At 63.7% G+C, this 16,377-nt stretch carries 13 protein-coding genes; 11 read left to right on the plus strand and 2 right to left on the minus strand.

From position 1 onward, the window contains the following. The first annotated feature begins 47 nt into the window (after positions 1–47). Positions 48–485 carry a GNAT family N-acetyltransferase gene (locus tag AC07WS_RS12015; RefSeq protein WP_494729289.1) on the plus strand — a complete coding sequence of 146 codons (438 nt, stop codon included), beginning with the start codon at positions 48–50 and terminating at the stop codon, positions 483–485. Here the strand turns inward: AC07WS_RS12015 and AC07WS_RS12020 are convergent. Continuing rightward, positions 441–2,654 carry a patatin-like phospholipase family protein gene (locus tag AC07WS_RS12020; protein ID WP_494729290.1) on the minus strand — a complete coding sequence of 738 codons (2,214 nt, stop codon included), beginning with the start codon at positions 2,652–2,654 and terminating at the stop codon, positions 441–443. The two genes, AC07WS_RS12015 and AC07WS_RS12020, sit on opposite strands and share 45 nt — an antisense overlap. 172 nt (positions 2,655–2,826) lie before the next feature. Between AC07WS_RS12020 and AC07WS_RS12025 the strand changes: the two genes are divergently transcribed. The 5 genes from AC07WS_RS12025 (at position 2,827) to AC07WS_RS12045 (ending at position 7,314) form a co-directional block, all read left to right on the plus strand. Next, positions 2,827–3,135 (plus strand): hypothetical protein, encoded by a 309-nt coding sequence (locus AC07WS_RS12025; RefSeq protein ID WP_494729291.1) that lies wholly within the window; start codon positions 2,827–2,829, stop codon positions 3,133–3,135. A gap of 153 nt (positions 3,136–3,288) precedes the next feature. Beyond that, positions 3,289–4,644 carry a TolC family protein gene (locus AC07WS_RS12030; RefSeq protein ID WP_494729292.1) on the plus strand — a complete coding sequence of 452 codons (1,356 nt, stop codon included), beginning with the start codon at positions 3,289–3,291 and terminating at the stop codon, positions 4,642–4,644. Then, complete coding sequence (locus tag AC07WS_RS12035; RefSeq protein ID WP_494729293.1) at positions 4,641–6,032, plus strand: multicopper oxidase family protein; 1,392 nt, start codon at positions 4,641–4,643, stop codon at positions 6,030–6,032. The genes AC07WS_RS12030 and AC07WS_RS12035 overlap by 4 nt, the downstream gene beginning before the upstream one ends. An 11-nt stretch (positions 6,033–6,043) precedes the next feature. Next, a complete protein-coding gene (gene copC, locus AC07WS_RS12040) occupies positions 6,044–6,415 on the plus strand; it encodes a copper homeostasis periplasmic binding protein CopC (RefSeq protein ID WP_494729294.1) in 372 nt (123 codons plus the stop codon). Continuing rightward, the gene (locus tag AC07WS_RS12045) at positions 6,415–7,314 is read left to right on the plus strand and encodes a copper resistance D family protein (protein WP_494729295.1); all 900 of its coding nucleotides are present in this window, start codon (positions 6,415–6,417) and stop codon (positions 7,312–7,314) included. Before copC ends, AC07WS_RS12045 begins: the two co-directional genes overlap by 1 nt. A 15-nt stretch (positions 7,315–7,329) precedes the next feature. On the opposite strand, the gene AC07WS_RS12050 is transcribed toward AC07WS_RS12045, so the two are convergent. Beyond that, on the minus strand, positions 7,330–10,521 hold the full coding sequence (locus AC07WS_RS12050) for a di-heme oxidoredictase family protein (RefSeq protein ID WP_494729296.1): 3,192 nt from the start codon (positions 10,519–10,521) through the stop codon (positions 7,330–7,332). A 373-nt stretch (positions 10,522–10,894) separates the two neighbouring features. Here AC07WS_RS12050 and AC07WS_RS12055 point away from each other — a divergent pair, with 373 nt between their 5' ends. The 5 genes from AC07WS_RS12055 (at position 10,895) to AC07WS_RS12075 (ending at position 16,355) form a co-directional block, all read left to right on the plus strand. Beyond that, positions 10,895–11,506, plus strand: a complete 612-nt coding sequence (locus AC07WS_RS12055; RefSeq protein ID WP_494729297.1) for a hypothetical protein — start codon at positions 10,895–10,897, stop codon at positions 11,504–11,506. Positions 11,507–11,519: 13 nt separating this feature from the next. Next, complete coding sequence (locus tag AC07WS_RS12060) at positions 11,520–13,172, plus strand: hypothetical protein (RefSeq protein WP_494729298.1); 1,653 nt, start codon at positions 11,520–11,522, stop codon at positions 13,170–13,172. 115 nt (positions 13,173–13,287) lie between these two features. After that, positions 13,288–13,611, plus strand: a complete 324-nt coding sequence (locus tag AC07WS_RS12065; protein ID WP_494729299.1) for an ArsR/SmtB family transcription factor — start codon at positions 13,288–13,290, stop codon at positions 13,609–13,611. Beyond that, a complete protein-coding gene (locus tag AC07WS_RS12070; protein WP_494729300.1) occupies positions 13,608–14,021 on the plus strand; it encodes an SRPBCC family protein in 414 nt (137 codons plus the stop codon). The genes AC07WS_RS12065 and AC07WS_RS12070 overlap by 4 nt, the downstream gene beginning before the upstream one ends. 129 nt (positions 14,022–14,150) lie before the next feature. Beyond that, complete coding sequence (locus AC07WS_RS12075; RefSeq protein WP_494729301.1) at positions 14,151–16,355, plus strand: OsmC domain/YcaO domain-containing protein; 2,205 nt, start codon at positions 14,151–14,153, stop codon at positions 16,353–16,355. Positions 16,356–16,377: the final 22 nt, after the last annotated feature.

Consider the following 16,377-nt stretch of genomic DNA (forward strand, 5'->3'; position numbering starts at 1 on the left):
CACACGTTACACTGCGAGACATCGACGAGGACAATTTTGAGAGCTTCATGGACATGGAGCTCCCGGAACACCAGCGCGACTATTTGGACAGCAACGCCTATTCGATCGCCCAGTCCAAGTTCTACCCCGACTTCTTCACACGCGGGATTTACTGCGACGGCGAACCGGCAGGCTTCCTGCTGTACGACTGCAAGGCCGAAGACATCCCAGGCCTGTACGGCATCTACCGTTTCATGGTCGACTTTCCGCAGCAAGGCAAAGGCATCGGCCGCAAGGCCATGGCGCTGCTGCTGGAGGAACTGCACGCCAAGCCAGACGTCGAGCGCATCATCATCTACTATAAGCCGGGCAACGCGGTGGCGCAGGCGTTCTACCGCACTTTTGGCTTCCGCGAATGCGGTATCGACGAACGGGGAGAAATGATTGCCGAGATCATACCGTCAAGGCTTCCCGATCAGCAGATAGAGGGCGGTCTGGTTGCGTGAAGCGCGGCCGGCGCCGAAGTACAGCGGCCCAAGTGGCGTATCGACGGCGATGTACAGCGCATTGCTTCGCACTGTCTGTTCGCCGTCCTGCGAGTCGATGGTATTGCCGACGCGCCCCAGCTCCGCCGAAGCGCCGATGTAGGCGCCGTCCAGCAAACCCGGCGCCGTCAGGCGGTAGTTGTACACCAGCCGTCCGAAATTCAGGCTGTTGCCGACCAGTTCCCCGGTGCGGTAGCCGGACATGCGAAGGAAGCCGCCGAAGGACACGATTTCATGGTCGGGCAGGGCGTTCCCTCCAAGCTTGTGCTGGACTTCCACCGCCCCCTGAAGCGAATGCGGCCCGGTAGCCAGCGCCGTCGACGCGGAGAAGGACAGCTTGTTGTAGTTGGTATCCGCGCCCATCGCCGTGCGGGATGCGTAGACGCGCAGGTCCGCTTCGACGCCTGAACGCGGGAATGCACGGTTGTCCAGCGTGTCGGCCCGCAGGCGCGCCTGCACGCCGCCGGTGCGCGCACGCGGGAACAGTTCGGAAGGCGGAAGGAAGCTGGTGTCGAGCAGCAGGTTGACGTGGCCGCGCGTTACACCGATGCGCGCCTCGCCCCATTCCGCCAACGGCGCGCCCAGATCGAGTCCGACCGTGGTCGATTCGTTGCGGTAGCGCGCCAGCCGGTCCCCCTTGGAGTATATGTCCAACGGTGTGCGCTCGCCGGACAGGTAGGCGCTGGCGAACAGGCGCTGCGCGGGCGTTAACGGTTGCAGCCATTCGGTGCTGATACGATCCGTGTGGCCGATCTCCAGATCGTTGCGCCACTCCGCGCCCAGCGCGTTGAGCCACGTCCAGCGGTGCATGGCGCGCAGCGTGAAGAAGGAATCGCCTTCAAAGTCGGTCGATACGCCCAGGCCCAGGCGCAGGTATTGCGGCCCCCACGACTTTTCATTGACGGTGGTTGTCATCTCGTGGCTGCCGTCCGCGCGCGGCGTCAGGGCGTAGCTCACGTGTTCAAAGTCGCCGCGTCCGAACAGGCGGCGCATGTCGCGTTCCGCCTTGGCTGCGTCGAACAGGTCGCCGGCCTGGGTCTCCATGGTGCCGCGCAGCGACGCCTCCGGCACCCTTTGCGTGCCGTCGATGTGGACCGCCGACAGCAGCACGCCCTGCGGCGCGCGGGCGCCATGCCGGCGCGCGCTCAACACCGCGTAGTCGTTGGCCGACACCGAGTATCTCTGCAACTTGGCGGCGGCCTGGCGGCCGGCCTGCTGGCCGTAGCCCTCGGCCTCCTTAAGCAGGTCGAAACTGGCGGCATCTACGTTGGCCAGGTCCGGCGTGATCAGCACGTCGACCTGCGGATTCAATTCGGCCAGCGAAGTACGCAGATTGCTGGCGGTGAGCATACGTGTCATCTGCTCCGACATCGAGAGCACGGATTTGATCTGGTCGCGCGTGAGCAGCGGCGAGCCGATATTGATGGCGATGATGACGTTCGCCCCCATCGACCGCGCCACGTCGACCGGCAGATTGCGGGCGATACCGCCGTCGACCAGCAGCTGGCCGTCGATTTCCACCGGGCTGATGACGGCGGGGATGGCCATGCTGGCACGTACCGCCTGCGCCAGGTTGCCGTGTTCCAGCACCACCATCTCGCCGGTGCTGACGTCCGTGGCGACGGCGCGGAAGGGGATAGGCAGGCGGTTGAAGTCGGGATCGGCCTGGCGCACCGTCAGGCGCCGCAGCAGCGCCTCCAGCGCCACGCCGGACACCGCGCCTTTCGGCAGCGACAGCCCGCCCGGCCCGATGCCGATCTCCGGCCCGACATAGCTGCCGGCATCGTCGGTCTTGCGGGCGATGGACAAATCGCGCCGGGCCACGTCGTGGAAAAGGTTGGCGGTGCTGAGCGTTTGCATCTCGCGTTCGATGTCGGCCAGCGGCATACCGCTGGCATAGGCCGCGCCGACGATGGCGCCGGCGCTGGTGCCGACGATCATATCGACCGGCACATGCATCTCTTCCAGCACCTTCAGCACGCCGATGTGGGCGCCGCCGCGCGCGCCGCCGCCTGACAGCACCACGGCCACCTTGGGGCGCGCGCCGGCGGCCGGCGCGGCCGGATCGGCATGGGCGAGCGGGAAGCCCGCAGAGCTTAAGGAGAGCAGCAGCAGAGGTAGTATTCGCATCCGTGGACTCTAGCACGGAGGTGGTATTCGAACAATATTGGCCGTTATCGCATCTTTTACTTGACCTTACCGCAGTGGGAAGGTGTAAGGTGTGCGCAGTTGCCTGTCTCCGAGAGACTGCGGTACCATTTACCCTACTATGCGCCCATTCATCCGTTTCCTGCTCTGGATTTTGATAGCAGCCCTGCCGTTGCAAGGCGGCGCTGCCATCCTGATTCCGTGCGTCGCGGCGGCGCAAGCGCAGGTGGCCAGCCAGCCGGTGGCCGGTGCGGAGCACTGCGCGCCGGCCAAGTCCGACTTGGCCTCCGGGGCGCATGGAAAATGCAGTCATTGCGCCAGCTGCGTGGGCGCTTCGGCGCCGCCCAGCGTGCCTGTGCTGGTACTACCGGCTTCCTTGTCCGGGGCCGGCTTCGTCGCGCCCGAACCGGCGATGACCGTCTACATCCCCGCCACGTTGGAACGTCCGCCCCGCCTGTCCTGAAGATGCCGAAGCTGCGGGCTGGTCCCGCGTATCCGTCACTTTTTAGGAATCCTATGAATCACACCCGCATATTGATGCCGGCTGGCGCCTGTGCGCCTTACGCAGGCGCAGATCCGCACAAGGGTCGCCACACGCACATGAAAGAGAAATGATATGGCGCGAATATTAAACACAGCGGCGGGACTGTCGCTGGCGCTGCTGGCGGGCTGCGCCAGCCTTTCCGACGACGCAGGACTGAACGACGTTTCACGCCTGACGCAGGAACGCATCGGCCAGCCGGCCAGCTTCTCGCGCGACGCCAACAACGACCAGCAAGTGCGCGCACTGCTGGCGCAGCCGCTGACCGCGGAGACGGCGGTGCAAATCGCACTGCTCAACAGCCCCGCGCTGAAAGCCTCCTTTGCCGAGTTGGGGGTGTCGGAGGCGGAGTACGTCCAGGCTGGCCGCATGCGCAACCCTGGCTTCAGCTTTGGCCGCATCCGTGGCGGCGGCGAGACCGAGATCGATCGCAGCGTGATGTTCGACATCGCCGGTCTGCTGACGCTGCCGGCGCGCTCGCGTATTGGCCAGCGCCGCTTCGAACAGGCCAAGCTGCAAGCGGCGGCTCAAGCCATCCAGCTGGCGACCGAAACCCGGCGCGCCTATTTCACCGCAGTGGCGGCGGCGCAATCGGCCGCCTTTGCGGAGCAGGTGCGCGGCGCTGCCGAAGCCTCATCCGAACTGGCGGAAAGGATGGCGAAGGCCGGCAATTGGAGCAAGCTGGATCAGGCCCGCGAACGCGCCTTCTACCAGGATGCGACGACGCAGCTGGCCCGCAGCCGCCACGAAGCGACCGCCTCGCGCGAGCAGCTGATACGCCTTCTGGGCCTGTCGGGCGAGCAGCAGAACTTCAAGTTGCCGGAGCGCCTGCCGGACCTGCCGCAGCAACCGAAAGAGATGAACAACGCCGAGGCGCAAGCGCTTTCTCAGCGGCTGGACATGCTGGCCGCGCGCCGCGACACCGAAGCCACCGCCGACGCACTTGGCCTGACCAAAGCCACGGGTTTCATCAACGTGTTCGATGCGGGCTACGCCAACAAGAGCACCAGCGGCCTGCCGCGAGAGAACGGCTACCAGGTCTCGTTTGAACTGCCCATCTTCGATTGGGGCAGCGCCAAAGTGGCTCGGGCGCAGGCGCAGTACATGCAATCGGTGCACCGCGCCACCGATACCGCGGTGCGCGCCCGCTCCGAAGTACGCGAGGCCTATTCGTCCTATCGCACCACCTACGACATCGCCCGCCATTACCGCGATGAAGTCGTACCGCTGCGTAAAAAGATCTCCGACGAAGTACTGCTGCGCTACAACGGCATGCTGGCCAGCGTGTTTGAACTGCTGGCCGATTCGCGCGAACAGCTCAACAGCGTCAACACCGCCATCGAGACACAGCGCGATTTCTGGATCGCCGAAACCCGATTGCAGGCGGCCGTCAACGGCGGCAGCGCCAACGAAACAAGGATGAACCCATGATTTCACGTAGAGACTTCTTCAAAGGCGCTGGCGCCGTCGCGGTCAGCGCGGCGGCCGTCAGCAAGGCCGGTGCGGCCACGCTGCCCGAGGCTATGACCATGGACAACGCCGACACCCATGTGCCGCCGCTGCCGTCCAACGGCCGTCCCTTCAACCCGGTGGTGACGCTGAACGGCTGGTCGCTGCCCTGGCGGATGAATAACGGCGTCAAGGAGTTCCACCTGATCGCGGAGCCGGTGGTGCGCGAAATGGCGCCCGGCATGAAGGCCAACCTGTGGGGCTACAACGGCCAGTCGCCCGGCCCGACCATCGAAGTGGTGGAGGGAGACCGCGTGCGCATCTTCGTCACCAACAAACTGCCCGAGCATACCAGCGTCCACTGGCACGGCCAGCGGCTGCCCAACGGAATGGATGGCGTGACCGGCCTGACGCAGCCTGGTATCGCGCCCGGAAAAACCTTTGTGTACGAATTCGTCGCCAGGCGTCCCGGCACCTTCATGTACCATCCGCACGCCGACGAAATGACGCAGATGGCGATGGGCATGATGGGCTTCTGGGTCACGCACCCTAAGGATCACACGCAGTTCGCAGTGGACCGCGACTTCGTCTTCCTGCTGAACGCCTACGATATCGACCCCGGAAGCTACACGCCCAAGACCAACACCATGTTGGACTTTAACCTGTGGACCTTCAACAGCCGCGTATTCCCCGGCATCGATTCAATGCCGGTGCGGCAGGGCGACAAGGTGCGCATCCGCGTCGGCAACCTGACGATGACCAACCACCCGGTGCACATGCACGGCCACGAGTTCTACGTCACCGGCACGGACGGCGGCTGGACGCCGCCCGCATCGCGCTGGCCGGAGGTGACGGCCGATATCGGCGTCGGACAGATGCGCGCGATTGAATTTGTCGCCACCGAACCGGGCGACTGGGCCTTCCACTGCCACAAATCGCACCACACCATGAACGCCATGGGCCACAGCCTGCCGACAATGATAGGTGTGGACCACAGCGGCATCGCCGAGAAGATCAACAAGATCGTTCCGGACTACATGACCATGGGCGACAAGGGCGGCTCCATGGGCGGCATGCAAATGGACCTGCCGGAAAATACGCTGCCGATGATGACGGGCGAAGGCCCGTTCGGCGGCGTGGACATGGGCGGCATGTTCACCGTGGTCAAAGTGCGCAAGGAGCAGAAGCGCGGCGACTACACGGACCCCGGCTGGTACAAGCACCCATCGGGCACGCTGGCCTATGAGTGGACCGGCGCCTTGCCGGAACCAACCCGCAAATATACCGCCGGCGGCCAGTCCATGCCGGCTTTGAACCAACCAAACGTTGAGCTGACCGTGCGCAAGCCGAGCGGCCATAGCGGACATTAAGGAGAAATCAAATGAAGACATTACATACACTGGTGGCATCGGCAATCGTCGCAACGGCTGCACTGGCATCGCCATTCGCCGCCGCGCATGCAACCCTGAAGAGTTCCAATCCGGCCGCCAACGCCGTGCTGGATGTGGCGCCAAAAGAGATCGCGCTGACGTTCAACGAAAAGGTGGAGCCGGCGTTCAGCAGCATTACGGTGACCGATGCGGGTGGGCGCGCGCCCGCCGACAATGTCAAAGCCACGGTCGATGAAGCCAATCCGGCGATTCTTCGGCTAGTCTTGCCGCCGCTGCCGGCCGGCGCCTACACGGTCGGCTGGGCCGCCGCAGGCCGGGACGGCCATCGGCGCAAGGGCGAATTCACGTTCACGGTCAAATAGTGGGCGCTGGATTCGATACCGTCCAGCTGCTGCAGGTCGGCTCCGCGTTCGCGCTGATTTGCGGCTTCTGCTGGCTGGCCGGTTCCTGGTGCGCGCGGCGCTGGCTGCCGCGCGGCGACGTGGTGTCGGCAGCATTGGAGGCGCGGTTGCGCGTGCTCGATTTGCTGGCGGCTGGCGTCGCCATCGCCGCAGGCGGCATGTCACTGCTGGCTGCAACCGCCGTCATGGGCGGGTGCAGCCTGCGTGAAGCATGCGTCATGTTCTGGATGATGGTCAGCGACACGGCGTATGGACATGCCGGTTGCCTCGCCATCGCCGCGCTGGTGCTTGTGTTCGGGCTGCGCTGCATCCCGCGCTTGCCGATGTTCGGAGAGCTGGCTGTCCTGCTGGCGTTGGGCGTGTTCGCGGTGACGCGGGCGTCGATGGGCCATGCGGGCGAAGAGGGCATCTGGACTCTCCCCATGGCTGCGGAGTTCATCCATCTGTCTGCGATTGCGGTATGGACCGGTGTAGTGGCGGTGTCCGGATGCTGCGTGCTGTCTGCGCGGCTAACGCCGGCGGCGACAAACCGCTATCTGGATCTGATGTCGCGCGCGGCGATGGTGGCCGTCATCGCCATCGCCGGCACGGGCGTGTACAGCGGCTGGCATCGCGTCGGCAGCACCGAGAATTTGATGAATACCGTTTACGGCTTTACCTTGCTGCTCAAGTTGGTGCTGGTGGCGGGCGCCGTGGGCATCGGCGGCTACAACAAATTTATCGGTTTGCCGGCCGCATCGCGCTCGCTGAAAGGCGTTGCGACGGTGCGGCTGGCGCTGCGGATTGAAACGGTGCTGCTGCTCGGCGCCGTGCTGGCCGCCGCCATCCTGACATCCCAACAGCCGCCGACGGCGCTTTGACGGCGGCTGTCGATGCTACAGGGACTTCAGGAACGCCAGCAATGCGTCGCGATCGGACTTTGGCAGGTTCTCGAAACGCTGGCGTGACTTGTCCGCTTCGCCCGCGTGCCACATGATCGCTTCGGTCAGGTTGCGCGCGCGGCCGTCGTGCAGGTAGCCGACTTTGCTGCTGTTGCCCATCACCTTGTCCGTGTAGCCTATGCCCCACAGCGGGGACGTGCGCCACATGCCGCCCTTGGCCTGGCCTTCGACGAACTTGTCGGCCAGGCCAGCTCCCATGTCGTGCAGCAGCAGGTCGGAGTAAGGACGGATGGTCTGGTTGCGCAGTTCCGCAAACAGATGGCCGGAGCCGGTCTTCATCTCCGCCGTGTGGCATGCCACACAACGCATCCCCTGGAACAGTTTGGCGCCGGCGGCGACTTGCTGCGCGTCGACGCGGTGTTCGTCCAGCGGCGCCACGCCTTTCGGGAAGCCGCTTGGAATGCTGCGTTGCGCCGGCACGGCCACCAGCGACAGGTAGCGGGAGATCGATTGCAGGTCGGCCTCCGAGATGCCTTTCTGCGTGCCGCCGGCGGCGCATCCGGCGGGACCGGTGGCGCAGGCGCGGTTCGGGTAGACCGGGGAGGTGACCGACATGTCCAGCAGCAGCGCCTCGCTGGCCTGGTGGCGCAAGGTCGCCTTGCCCGCCTTCCAGCCGAAGCGGCCCAGGCGCACGGCGCCGGTCTCCGGCTCGTAGACGTAGTTGGCCGTGCCGACTACGCCGTCGGCATCCGGCGCGGTGCGGGTGCGGGCGATGATGTCCGCTTCCGGTATGGCTTCCAGCAGGCCGGTGCCGATCATCGGCTGGGCGGCGCGCAGAGAGTAGATGTCCGGCGCCGGCCCTTCGAAGGCGAGCGTCGGCTTACGCAGCTCCACTGCGGTGCCGTCGGCCAGCTTCACAGTACGGGACTCGAAGGCGCCCACGCTGACGGTGCTGCCCCAGTTCTGCGGCACGACGCCCGCCGAGACGGCGTTCATCTGGATCGCCGTTCCATACAAAGCGTGCGGCAGTTGCTGGCCTTGCGCGTTGGCCGTCGCCACGCGGATGGACATGTTGTCCAGCTTCTGGTTGACGGCTGTCGGCGCCGGGCTGCGGCCGTTGTTGACGTGGCAGGCGATGCAGGCCGACTGGTTGTAGCGCTGTCCCTGCAATCCCACCGCCGGCAGGTAACGGTCGTTGCCCGGCTCATTGTGGTCGCCGGTGGTGAAGTTGGTGTGCACCAGGCGGCGGCCTTCGACAAAGCGCTGCATATTCTGCATGCCGATGTTGTTGTGCGGCTGCTGGAACATGAACAGGCCATTGTCCGAATAGTTGTACGACACCGAACCCTGGCCGCCGGACAGCGTCTCCTCCGGCAGCGGCACGGAATTCAGGCGTGGCTGCACGCCATACCAGGGCTTGAGGCCAGCGCCAACCACATACACCCACTCGTAGGAGTAGTAGCGGATGCCGCCGGTGTCGCCGTTAGCGGTCATCGACGCGGTGGTGGAGAACATCGACGGCGAGACTTCGATGATGTCGCCCGCCACCAGCGCGCGCGCCTTCACGTCCTCGCCGTTCGGCATGCCGTTGGCATCGAGGCCGCCGTGGCCCGGATAGTCTTTGATGCGCAGCGTGCAGGCGCCGTTGATGCCGTCGGCGCTGGTCAGCTTGCCGGCGGCGGGGAAGGCCACCGGTTTACAGAGCGCGACGCTACGGTCCACCAGTTCGCCCGGCGCCATCCAGCCGTAGCCCGTCACGCCAGGACGGTCGTAGGCGCGGAAGAAGGCGATGCCACCGGGTAGGAAGTCCACCGTCGTGTATTGGTTGACTGTCAGCGTGGGCTTGGTCACGCCGGGTACGCGGCTGTTGTCGATGATCTCGACGCCCCAGGTGCGGTTCTTGAAGTAGTTCGACACAAAGGTCAGATAGTTGCCCGGCCCCTTATCGAGCGGCAGGCCGGTGGCGGGATCGACGGTGTCGTTCGGGCCGTAGCCGATTTCGTTCCACTCCTCGCCGCGCTCGCGGCCATGGCGCGCCAGTCCACGCGCACCGAAGCGGGTGACCAGCGTGCCGTCGGCCAGCGTGAACTGCAGCGTCTCCAGCGGCTGGGCGGCGGCGGGCAAGGGCGTCCAGCCGGCGCCGCTGGCCGGATACTTCAGGGCCGAGGTGGCGGAGCCGTTCAGCGTGTTGTCGCTGCCCGGCGTCTTGAATTCCACCTCGTACAGCGAGTAGCCGTACTGCGTGGCGCGGGCCACGCCCTGCAGGCGCACATAGCGCGAGTTGATGCCGAGGTTGTAGAACTCTTCGGTGCCGCCCTGGCCGGCGCTCACGTAGCGCACTTGGGACCAGTTCTGTCCATCGTCGGACACGCGCAGCGCGTATTGCTTGCCGTAGGCGTTCTCCCAAAGCAGCTTCATGTAGCCGATCTGGGTCTTGGCGCCGAAGTCGAACTGTATCCAGGCGCCGTCCTTGGCCGTGCTGGCCCAGCGCGTGGAAGGCTTGCCGTCGATGGCCATGGCTGCCGACAGGCCGCCGTTCTCCACCGCCGACGAGGTCGCCGCTACCGGCTTGATGGCCACGCCGGGCTTGGTCGGATCGACCACCACGGGCGGCGGCGTATCCACCGGCGGCGTGGTGACCGGCGTGCCGGTGAAGGCTTGTATCTCGAAGATCGAATAACCGTACTGGGTGGAGCGCTTGACGCCTTTCATGCGGAGGTAGCGGCCCTGGCCCGACAGGCCGCTCCAGTCCTCGCTGCCGCCCTGGCTGTCGTCGACGGCCTTGATCGTGGTCCAGGTCGCGTTGTCGTCGGACACTTGCAGCAGGTATTGGACCGCGTGTGCGTTTTCCCACTCGATATGCACGCGGGTGATGGACTGGGACGTGCCGAAATCCAGCGTCAGATACTGGTCGTCGCTGAAGGCGCTGCCCCAGCGGCTGGCGTCGTTGTGGTCGATGGCCGCCGCGGCCGACAAATCGCCCCGTTCGGACGAGCTGGCCGTGGCGCTGGCCGGCGTCAGGGCCGTCTCAGCCTGCGCCGACGCTCCGCCCTGAACCTTCATCCCCGCCAGCATGCGCGCAGGCGGCGCGGCAGCCTGGTCGCCACCGCCGCCACAAGCGGCCAGCAGCAAGGGCAAGAGCAGGGGCCAAGTCTGCAGCGGTATATTTCTGCAACGTCTAGTCATGATGCATCCTTCATTCCTGGTTCGAGGTGGCGGGTATCCGAAGATGTGGGAACGCTTCCATCTTCGGTTTTGATTGTCCGTCGTGCGCGGCTATCGGGGTAAGGTTTGGATTGCTTGGTGCAGAGGTGACACTTGCCTGCCATGAAAACTTTCAATGAGGCAATAGTTGCGACGATATCCTTGGTTGTCAGACATGTCAAGCGTGCGCCTGCGCACAATTGAAGCGCGCCTGCGCGACGGGAATCGGCCGTCGTGCTAGCCGCCGGCTAATCAGTTGAATTCTGGAAATAATAGTTGTTGCGTTTGCAGCAATTGGCAGGTTAGAATTTCCCGTGGGTAATTTATTTCTCGACTGAATTTTTTGGAGGGCCTCATGGGTATCTGGAAAACTGCAGGTTATGTCGCCGGCGGCATTTGCACCGTCGTTGCCTTGCCGGTTTTTGGCGCGGTCGGTAGCGTGACGGCCGCCGGCGCGTTGGTCGGGGCGGCGGTCGGGGCGGGTGTCCGCTACGCGTTCGACGGCGATGATACGGAGAGCGCGGCCGAGAGCCGTGGCGAGGCCCGAGGCCGCAATCAGGCGAAGGCACAGTATGATCTGGAGGTTCAAGCGATCAAGGAACAATACGCCATCGCGACGGAGGAGTTCAACAAGGCTGCCCAGTACTACGACCTGGTCGATGCCTTGTTCCGCGTGGGCATGGCGTGCGCCAGCAGGAGCGGTCGCGACTCGGCTGCGGAAGTTGGCAACCTGCTCGATTTTATTGTCGGCCTGTCCGGCCGCGCGTTGCCGCAGCGCCTGCACGACAGGCTTGAAGCGATACGCAACAAGCCGCCGACGCTGAAAGCGGCCTACGCCAGGGCGCACAAGGTGGCGCCGGATTCGCTGGCCCTGTTCGACCAGGTCGCCACCCTGGCCACACTGGGCGCAGTCGATGCCGCAGGGCAGGAATGCCTGGCCGACTGGGCGCAAATGCGCGCCGCCTAAGCGAGGTATCCAGATGAACGATGCACTCGCCCGCTTCCAGCAACGCCAGCAGCTGTTGGCGTCCGCGCCCAAACTGCGCCTGCTGCCGTCCGCCGCCGCGGTAGCCCGACTTGATGCCGAACCGATCGACATCGAGTCCGTCAACGAACCAGGCTACGCGTCTATCCTGGAACTCAAAGTCGGTGTTTCCGACCGGGACGCGCAGCGGATGCTGGGCGAGCTGGCCGCCAAGTTCGAAGCTCAGCGTTTCGACACCATGCTCGACGGTCTGAAAATATCGGTATTGCAGAACGTGGCCGGCCCGTTCGGCCTGGGCAAAGTGCTGTCGGCCTATGACAAGACCGGCGGCGCCGTCGACACCGTGCACAACGTCCGCCAGGGCGTCTTCGGCACGGACGCCGAGAAGGCGCGCTACGAACAGCGCGGCCAATATGATTCGACGCCGTCGCACAGCCACCCGGGCTATATCGCTGCCAACCGCGCCATGCAGGCTGATTTCGAACAGGGTCAGCTGACGGATGCGTACACGGGCCAGAAGTTCAAGACTTCGATGGTCAAGGATGAACAGCTGAAGGCCAGCCTGGACCACGTCGTCTCCGCGTTGGAGGTGCACGACGATCCTGCGCGCGTGCTGGCCGGGCTGGATGCGGCAAAATTGTCGAACAAGGCCGAAAACCTGGCGCCTACCGCCAAGACCATCAACAGCGCCAAGAATTCCCGCAAGGCCAAGGACTTCACTGCGGCATTGAAGGCGGACGCGTCCCTGCGCCGGGCGCAGATTGCCGAACTGGAGCAGCAGGGCGGCGGACTGTCGATTCCGGAACAGAAAAAGCTGAAGAAATTGCGGGCACAGGACAAGGTGCAGGCCGACCTGGTCGCCGCCAAGGATGCCGAGGCGAGGGCCGCCATCGACGCCGAAATCAACCGCAGCTATTACACCAGCGCCAAGTTCGCCGGCAACCTGGCCAAGGCCGGCGCGGCGGAAGGCGCCAAGGCGGGCGTGCAGCAAGCCTTGGGCGAGGTGCTGGTGGAATTCTTCGCGGCGATCTTCGACGAAGTAGCCGATCTGTACCGCAATGGCAAGCACGAGGACACGATCCTGAAGGAAGTCGCGCGGCGCTTCAAGGCGGTGAAAACGCGGGTGCTCGGCAAATGGAAGAAGGTGCTGTCGGCCTTCAAGGATGGCTTTATCGCCGGCCTGTTGTCCAGCCTGGTCACGACCCTGATCAATGCCTTCGTCACGACCGGGCAGCGTCTGGTCCGTATGCTGCGCCAGGGAGCGATGTCGCTGCTGAGCGCGATCAAGATGCTGTTGTTCCCGCCGAAAGGCATGAGCCGCCGCCAGGCCGTGCACGAGTCGTCCAAGCTGGTGGTAACGGCCGGCATCGTGGTTGGCGGCATCGCGCTGGAGGAAGTGGTCAGCAAGCAGCTGAGTCTGGTGCCCGGCGTGAACCTGATCGCCGATGCGGCGACCGCCGCCATTGTCGGCTCGACGACCGCGTTGCTGACATCGTTCGCCTGCTATCTGCTCGACCGGGCGGACGTCTTCAACGTCAATCGGGACGCCCGCGAAAAGGCGGTGGGAGACATGCTCGATCGCAGCACCGGCGCCAAGCTGGACGATATCTCCGCAGCACACGAGCGCTTGCTGGCATTCAAGCTCTGAACCGCGCGCCGGCGCGACCTGGTCCGCCGGCGCCGCACACTCCACATTTTTCGCTTGACGAATTCATAGCTGCTTGGTTATATTTAAATCCATAACTCTGTGGCTATGGATTCAAATGACTATTTCTCACGACGAACTGTTTCGGGCGCTGGCCGACCCCACCCGGCGGGCTATCTTCGAAAAGCTGTGCACTGGCGGCGAACAAACCGTCGGGGGGCTGACGGCGCAGGCGCGGGTGTCGCAACCGGCCGTGTCCAAGCACCTTGCCGTGTTGAAGCAGGCCGGGCTCGTGCTCGATAGGCATGAAGGACGCCAGACCCATTACAGCGCGCAACTCAAGGCGCTGACTCCGCTGTTGGACTGGACCAACCAGATGACGCGCTTCTGGGACAGCCGGTTCGACGATCTTGATGACCTGTTGAAAAGGATGGACCAATGAGCACTATCACCGAACAAATCCGTACCGTCGTTGTCGAACGGGAGTTTCCACATCCGCCGGAAAAACTCTGGCGGGCACTGACCCAGCCGCATCTGATCGAAGCCTGGCTGATGACGAACGATTTCCAGCCCGTCTCGGGCCATCACTTTAACTTCCGCGCCGAATGGGGCTCGGTCGATTGCCAGGTGACGGAGGTCGAACCGCTGCGTACGCTCGCCTACACCTGGAACGCCATGGGGCTGGAAAGCGTGGTCACCTGGACGCTGGGCGCGACCGCCGCCGGTACCCATCTGCGCATGGAACAGACCGGCTTCCGGCCGGATCAGGAACAGGCTTACCAAGGCGCCAAGCATGGCTGGCAGCGCTTCTTCAACACGCTGGAGCAGGTGGTGGCCAAGGAAGCGAACTAAAGGGAGCGAGCCGTTGGAGCGTTAAATTTCCGCGCTCCAACGCCAGTGTTGCCGGTTAACAGCCTTTGTGGTTCGGCCAAAAGGACGGATAATGGCCGACTATTTTAAGCAAAAACTGGAATTCGCCCCATGGAAATCAAAGTCAACTTTCTCGACAAGCTACGTCTCGAAGCCAAGTTCGACGACTTCACGGTAGTGGCCGACCAGCCCATCCGCTACAAGGGCGATGGCTCGGCGCCGGGTCCGTTCGACTATTTTCTGGCTTCGTCGGCCTTGTGCGCCGCTTATTTCGTGAAGTTGTATTGCACTACACGCAATATCCCTACCGAAAACATCCGCTTGTCGCAGAACAATATCGTCGATCCGGAAAACCGCTACCAGCAGATTTTCAAGATCCAGGTTGAATTGCCGGCCGATATCTCCGAAAAGGACCGTCAGGGCATTCTTCGTTCCATCGACCGCTGCACCGTGAAGAAAGTGGTCCAGGAGGGGCCCGAGTTCGTGATTGAAGAGGTCGAGAATCTGGATGCCGACGCGCAGGCCTTGCTGACGCTGAATCCGGCCCCTGGTGCGAACACCTATATCGCAGGCAAGGACCTGCCGTTAGAACAGACCATCGCCAACATGTCGGGGCTGCTGGCGGGCCTGGGCATCAAGATCGAGATCGCTTCGTGGCGCAATATCGTTCCCAACGTGTGGTCGCTGCACATCCGCGACGCGCATTCGCCGATGTGCTTCACCAACGGCAAGGGTGCGACCAAGGAGAGCGCGCTGGCCTCGGCCTTGGGCGAGTACATCGAGCGGCTGAGCTGCAATCACTTCTATGCCGGCAGCTTCTGGGGCGAGGACATCGCCGCGGCGGCGTTTGTGCATTATCCGAACGAGCGCTGGTTTAAACCCGGCCGCAAAGACGCGCTGCCGGCCGAAATCCTGGATGAGTACTGCCTGGAAATCTACAATCCCGACGGCGAGTTACGCGGCTCGCATCTGTACGACACCAACTCCGGCAATGTCGAACGTGGCATCTGTTCGCTGCCGTTTGTGCGGCAGTCGGACGGCGAGGTCGTGTATTTCCCGACCAACCTGGTCGAGAACCTGTTCGTCAGCAATGGCATGAGCGCCGGTAACACGCTGGTCGAAGCCCAGGTGCAATGCCTGTCGGAGATTTTCGAAAGGGCGGTCAAACGCGAGATTCTGGAAGGCGAGCTTGCTTTGCCCGATGTGCCGCAGGAAGTGCTGGCGAAATACCCAGGCATCCTGGCCGGCATCAAAGGCCTGGAGGAGCAGGGCTTCCCGGTGCTGGTGAAGGATGCGTCCCTGGGCGGGCAGTACCCGGTGATGTGCGTCACCCTGATGAATCCGCGCACCGGAGGCGTGTTCGCATCGTTCGGCGCCCACCCAAGCCTGGAAGTGGCGCTGGAACGCAGCCTGACCGAATTGCTCCAGGGCCGCAGCTTTGAAGGCCTGAACGACTTGCCGCGTCCTACCTTCGTCAGCAACGCCGTGACCGAGCCAAACAACTTTGTCGAGCACTTCATCGACTCCAGCGGCATCGTCTCGTGGCGCTTCTTCAGCGCCAAAGCCGACTACGAATTTGTCGAATGGGACTTCTCCGGCCACGGCGAAAACTCCAATGCCGAGGAAGCCGCGACCTTGTTCGGCATTCTCGAAGGCATGGGCAAGGAGGTGTATGTGGCGGTCTTCGATCAGCTGGGCGCCTCCGCGTGCCGCATCCTGGTGCCGGGTTACTCGGAGGTCTACCCGGTTGAAGATCTGATCTGGGATAACACCAACAAGGCGCTGTTGTTCCGCGCCGATATCCTCAACCTGCACAAGCTGGACGACGACGCCCTGGAAGCGCTGCTTGAGCGCCTGGAAAACAGCGAGCTGGACGAGTACTCCGACATCGCCACCTTGATCGGCGTCGAATTCGACGAAAACACGGTCTGGGGCCAACTGACGGTACTAGAACTGAAGCTGCTGATTCAGCTCGCATTGCAGCAGTTCGAAGAAGCGCAAGAGTTGGTGGAAGCCTTCCTGCAATACAACGACAACACGGTCGAGCGCGGATTGTTTTACCAGGCATTGAACGTGGTGCTGGAAGTGATCCTGGACGACGATCTGGAGCTGGACGACTACGAGGTCAATTTCCGCCGCATGTTTGGCGATCCACGGATGGACGCGGTGATCGGGTCGGTGGACGGCAGCGTGCGTTTCCATGGCTTGACGCCGACCAGCATGAAGCTCGAAGGGCTGGACCGGCACCAGCGCCTGATCGACAGCTACAAGAAACTGCACGTGGCGCGCGCCAAGACCGCTGCCGCATCCAGCTAAAGCACGTCGGCCGGGCCGGCCG

The organism is Duganella sp. GW821-FHT01E12, assembly GCF_059422325.1.

Bases quoted from the DNA above. Each gene is read 5' to 3' on its own strand.
- AC07WS_RS12015 (WP_494729289.1), top strand. From the start codon at position 48: ATGGACATGGAGCTCCCGGAACACCAGCGCGACTATTTGGACAGCAAC.
- AC07WS_RS12020 (WP_494729290.1), bottom strand. From the start codon at position 2,654: ATGCGAATACTACCTCTGCTGCTGCTCTCCTTAAGCTCTGCGGGCTTC.
- AC07WS_RS12030 (WP_494729292.1), top strand. From the start codon at position 3,289: ATGGCGCGAATATTAAACACAGCGGCGGGACTGTCGCTGGCGCTGCTG.
- AC07WS_RS12035 (WP_494729293.1), top strand. From the start codon at position 4,641: ATGATTTCACGTAGAGACTTCTTCAAAGGCGCTGGCGCCGTCGCGGTC.
- copC (WP_494729294.1), top strand. From the start codon at position 6,044: ATGAAGACATTACATACACTGGTGGCATCGGCAATCGTCGCAACGGCT.
- AC07WS_RS12050 (WP_494729296.1), bottom strand. From the start codon at position 10,521: ATGACTAGACGTTGCAGAAATATACCGCTGCAGACTTGGCCCCTGCTC.
- AC07WS_RS12055 (WP_494729297.1), top strand. From the start codon at position 10,895: ATGGGTATCTGGAAAACTGCAGGTTATGTCGCCGGCGGCATTTGCACC.
- AC07WS_RS12060 (WP_494729298.1), top strand. From the start codon at position 11,520: ATGAACGATGCACTCGCCCGCTTCCAGCAACGCCAGCAGCTGTTGGCG.
- AC07WS_RS12065 (WP_494729299.1), top strand. From the start codon at position 13,288: ATGACTATTTCTCACGACGAACTGTTTCGGGCGCTGGCCGACCCCACC.
- AC07WS_RS12070 (WP_494729300.1), top strand. From the start codon at position 13,608: ATGAGCACTATCACCGAACAAATCCGTACCGTCGTTGTCGAACGGGAG.
- AC07WS_RS12075 (WP_494729301.1), top strand. From the start codon at position 14,151: ATGGAAATCAAAGTCAACTTTCTCGACAAGCTACGTCTCGAAGCCAAG.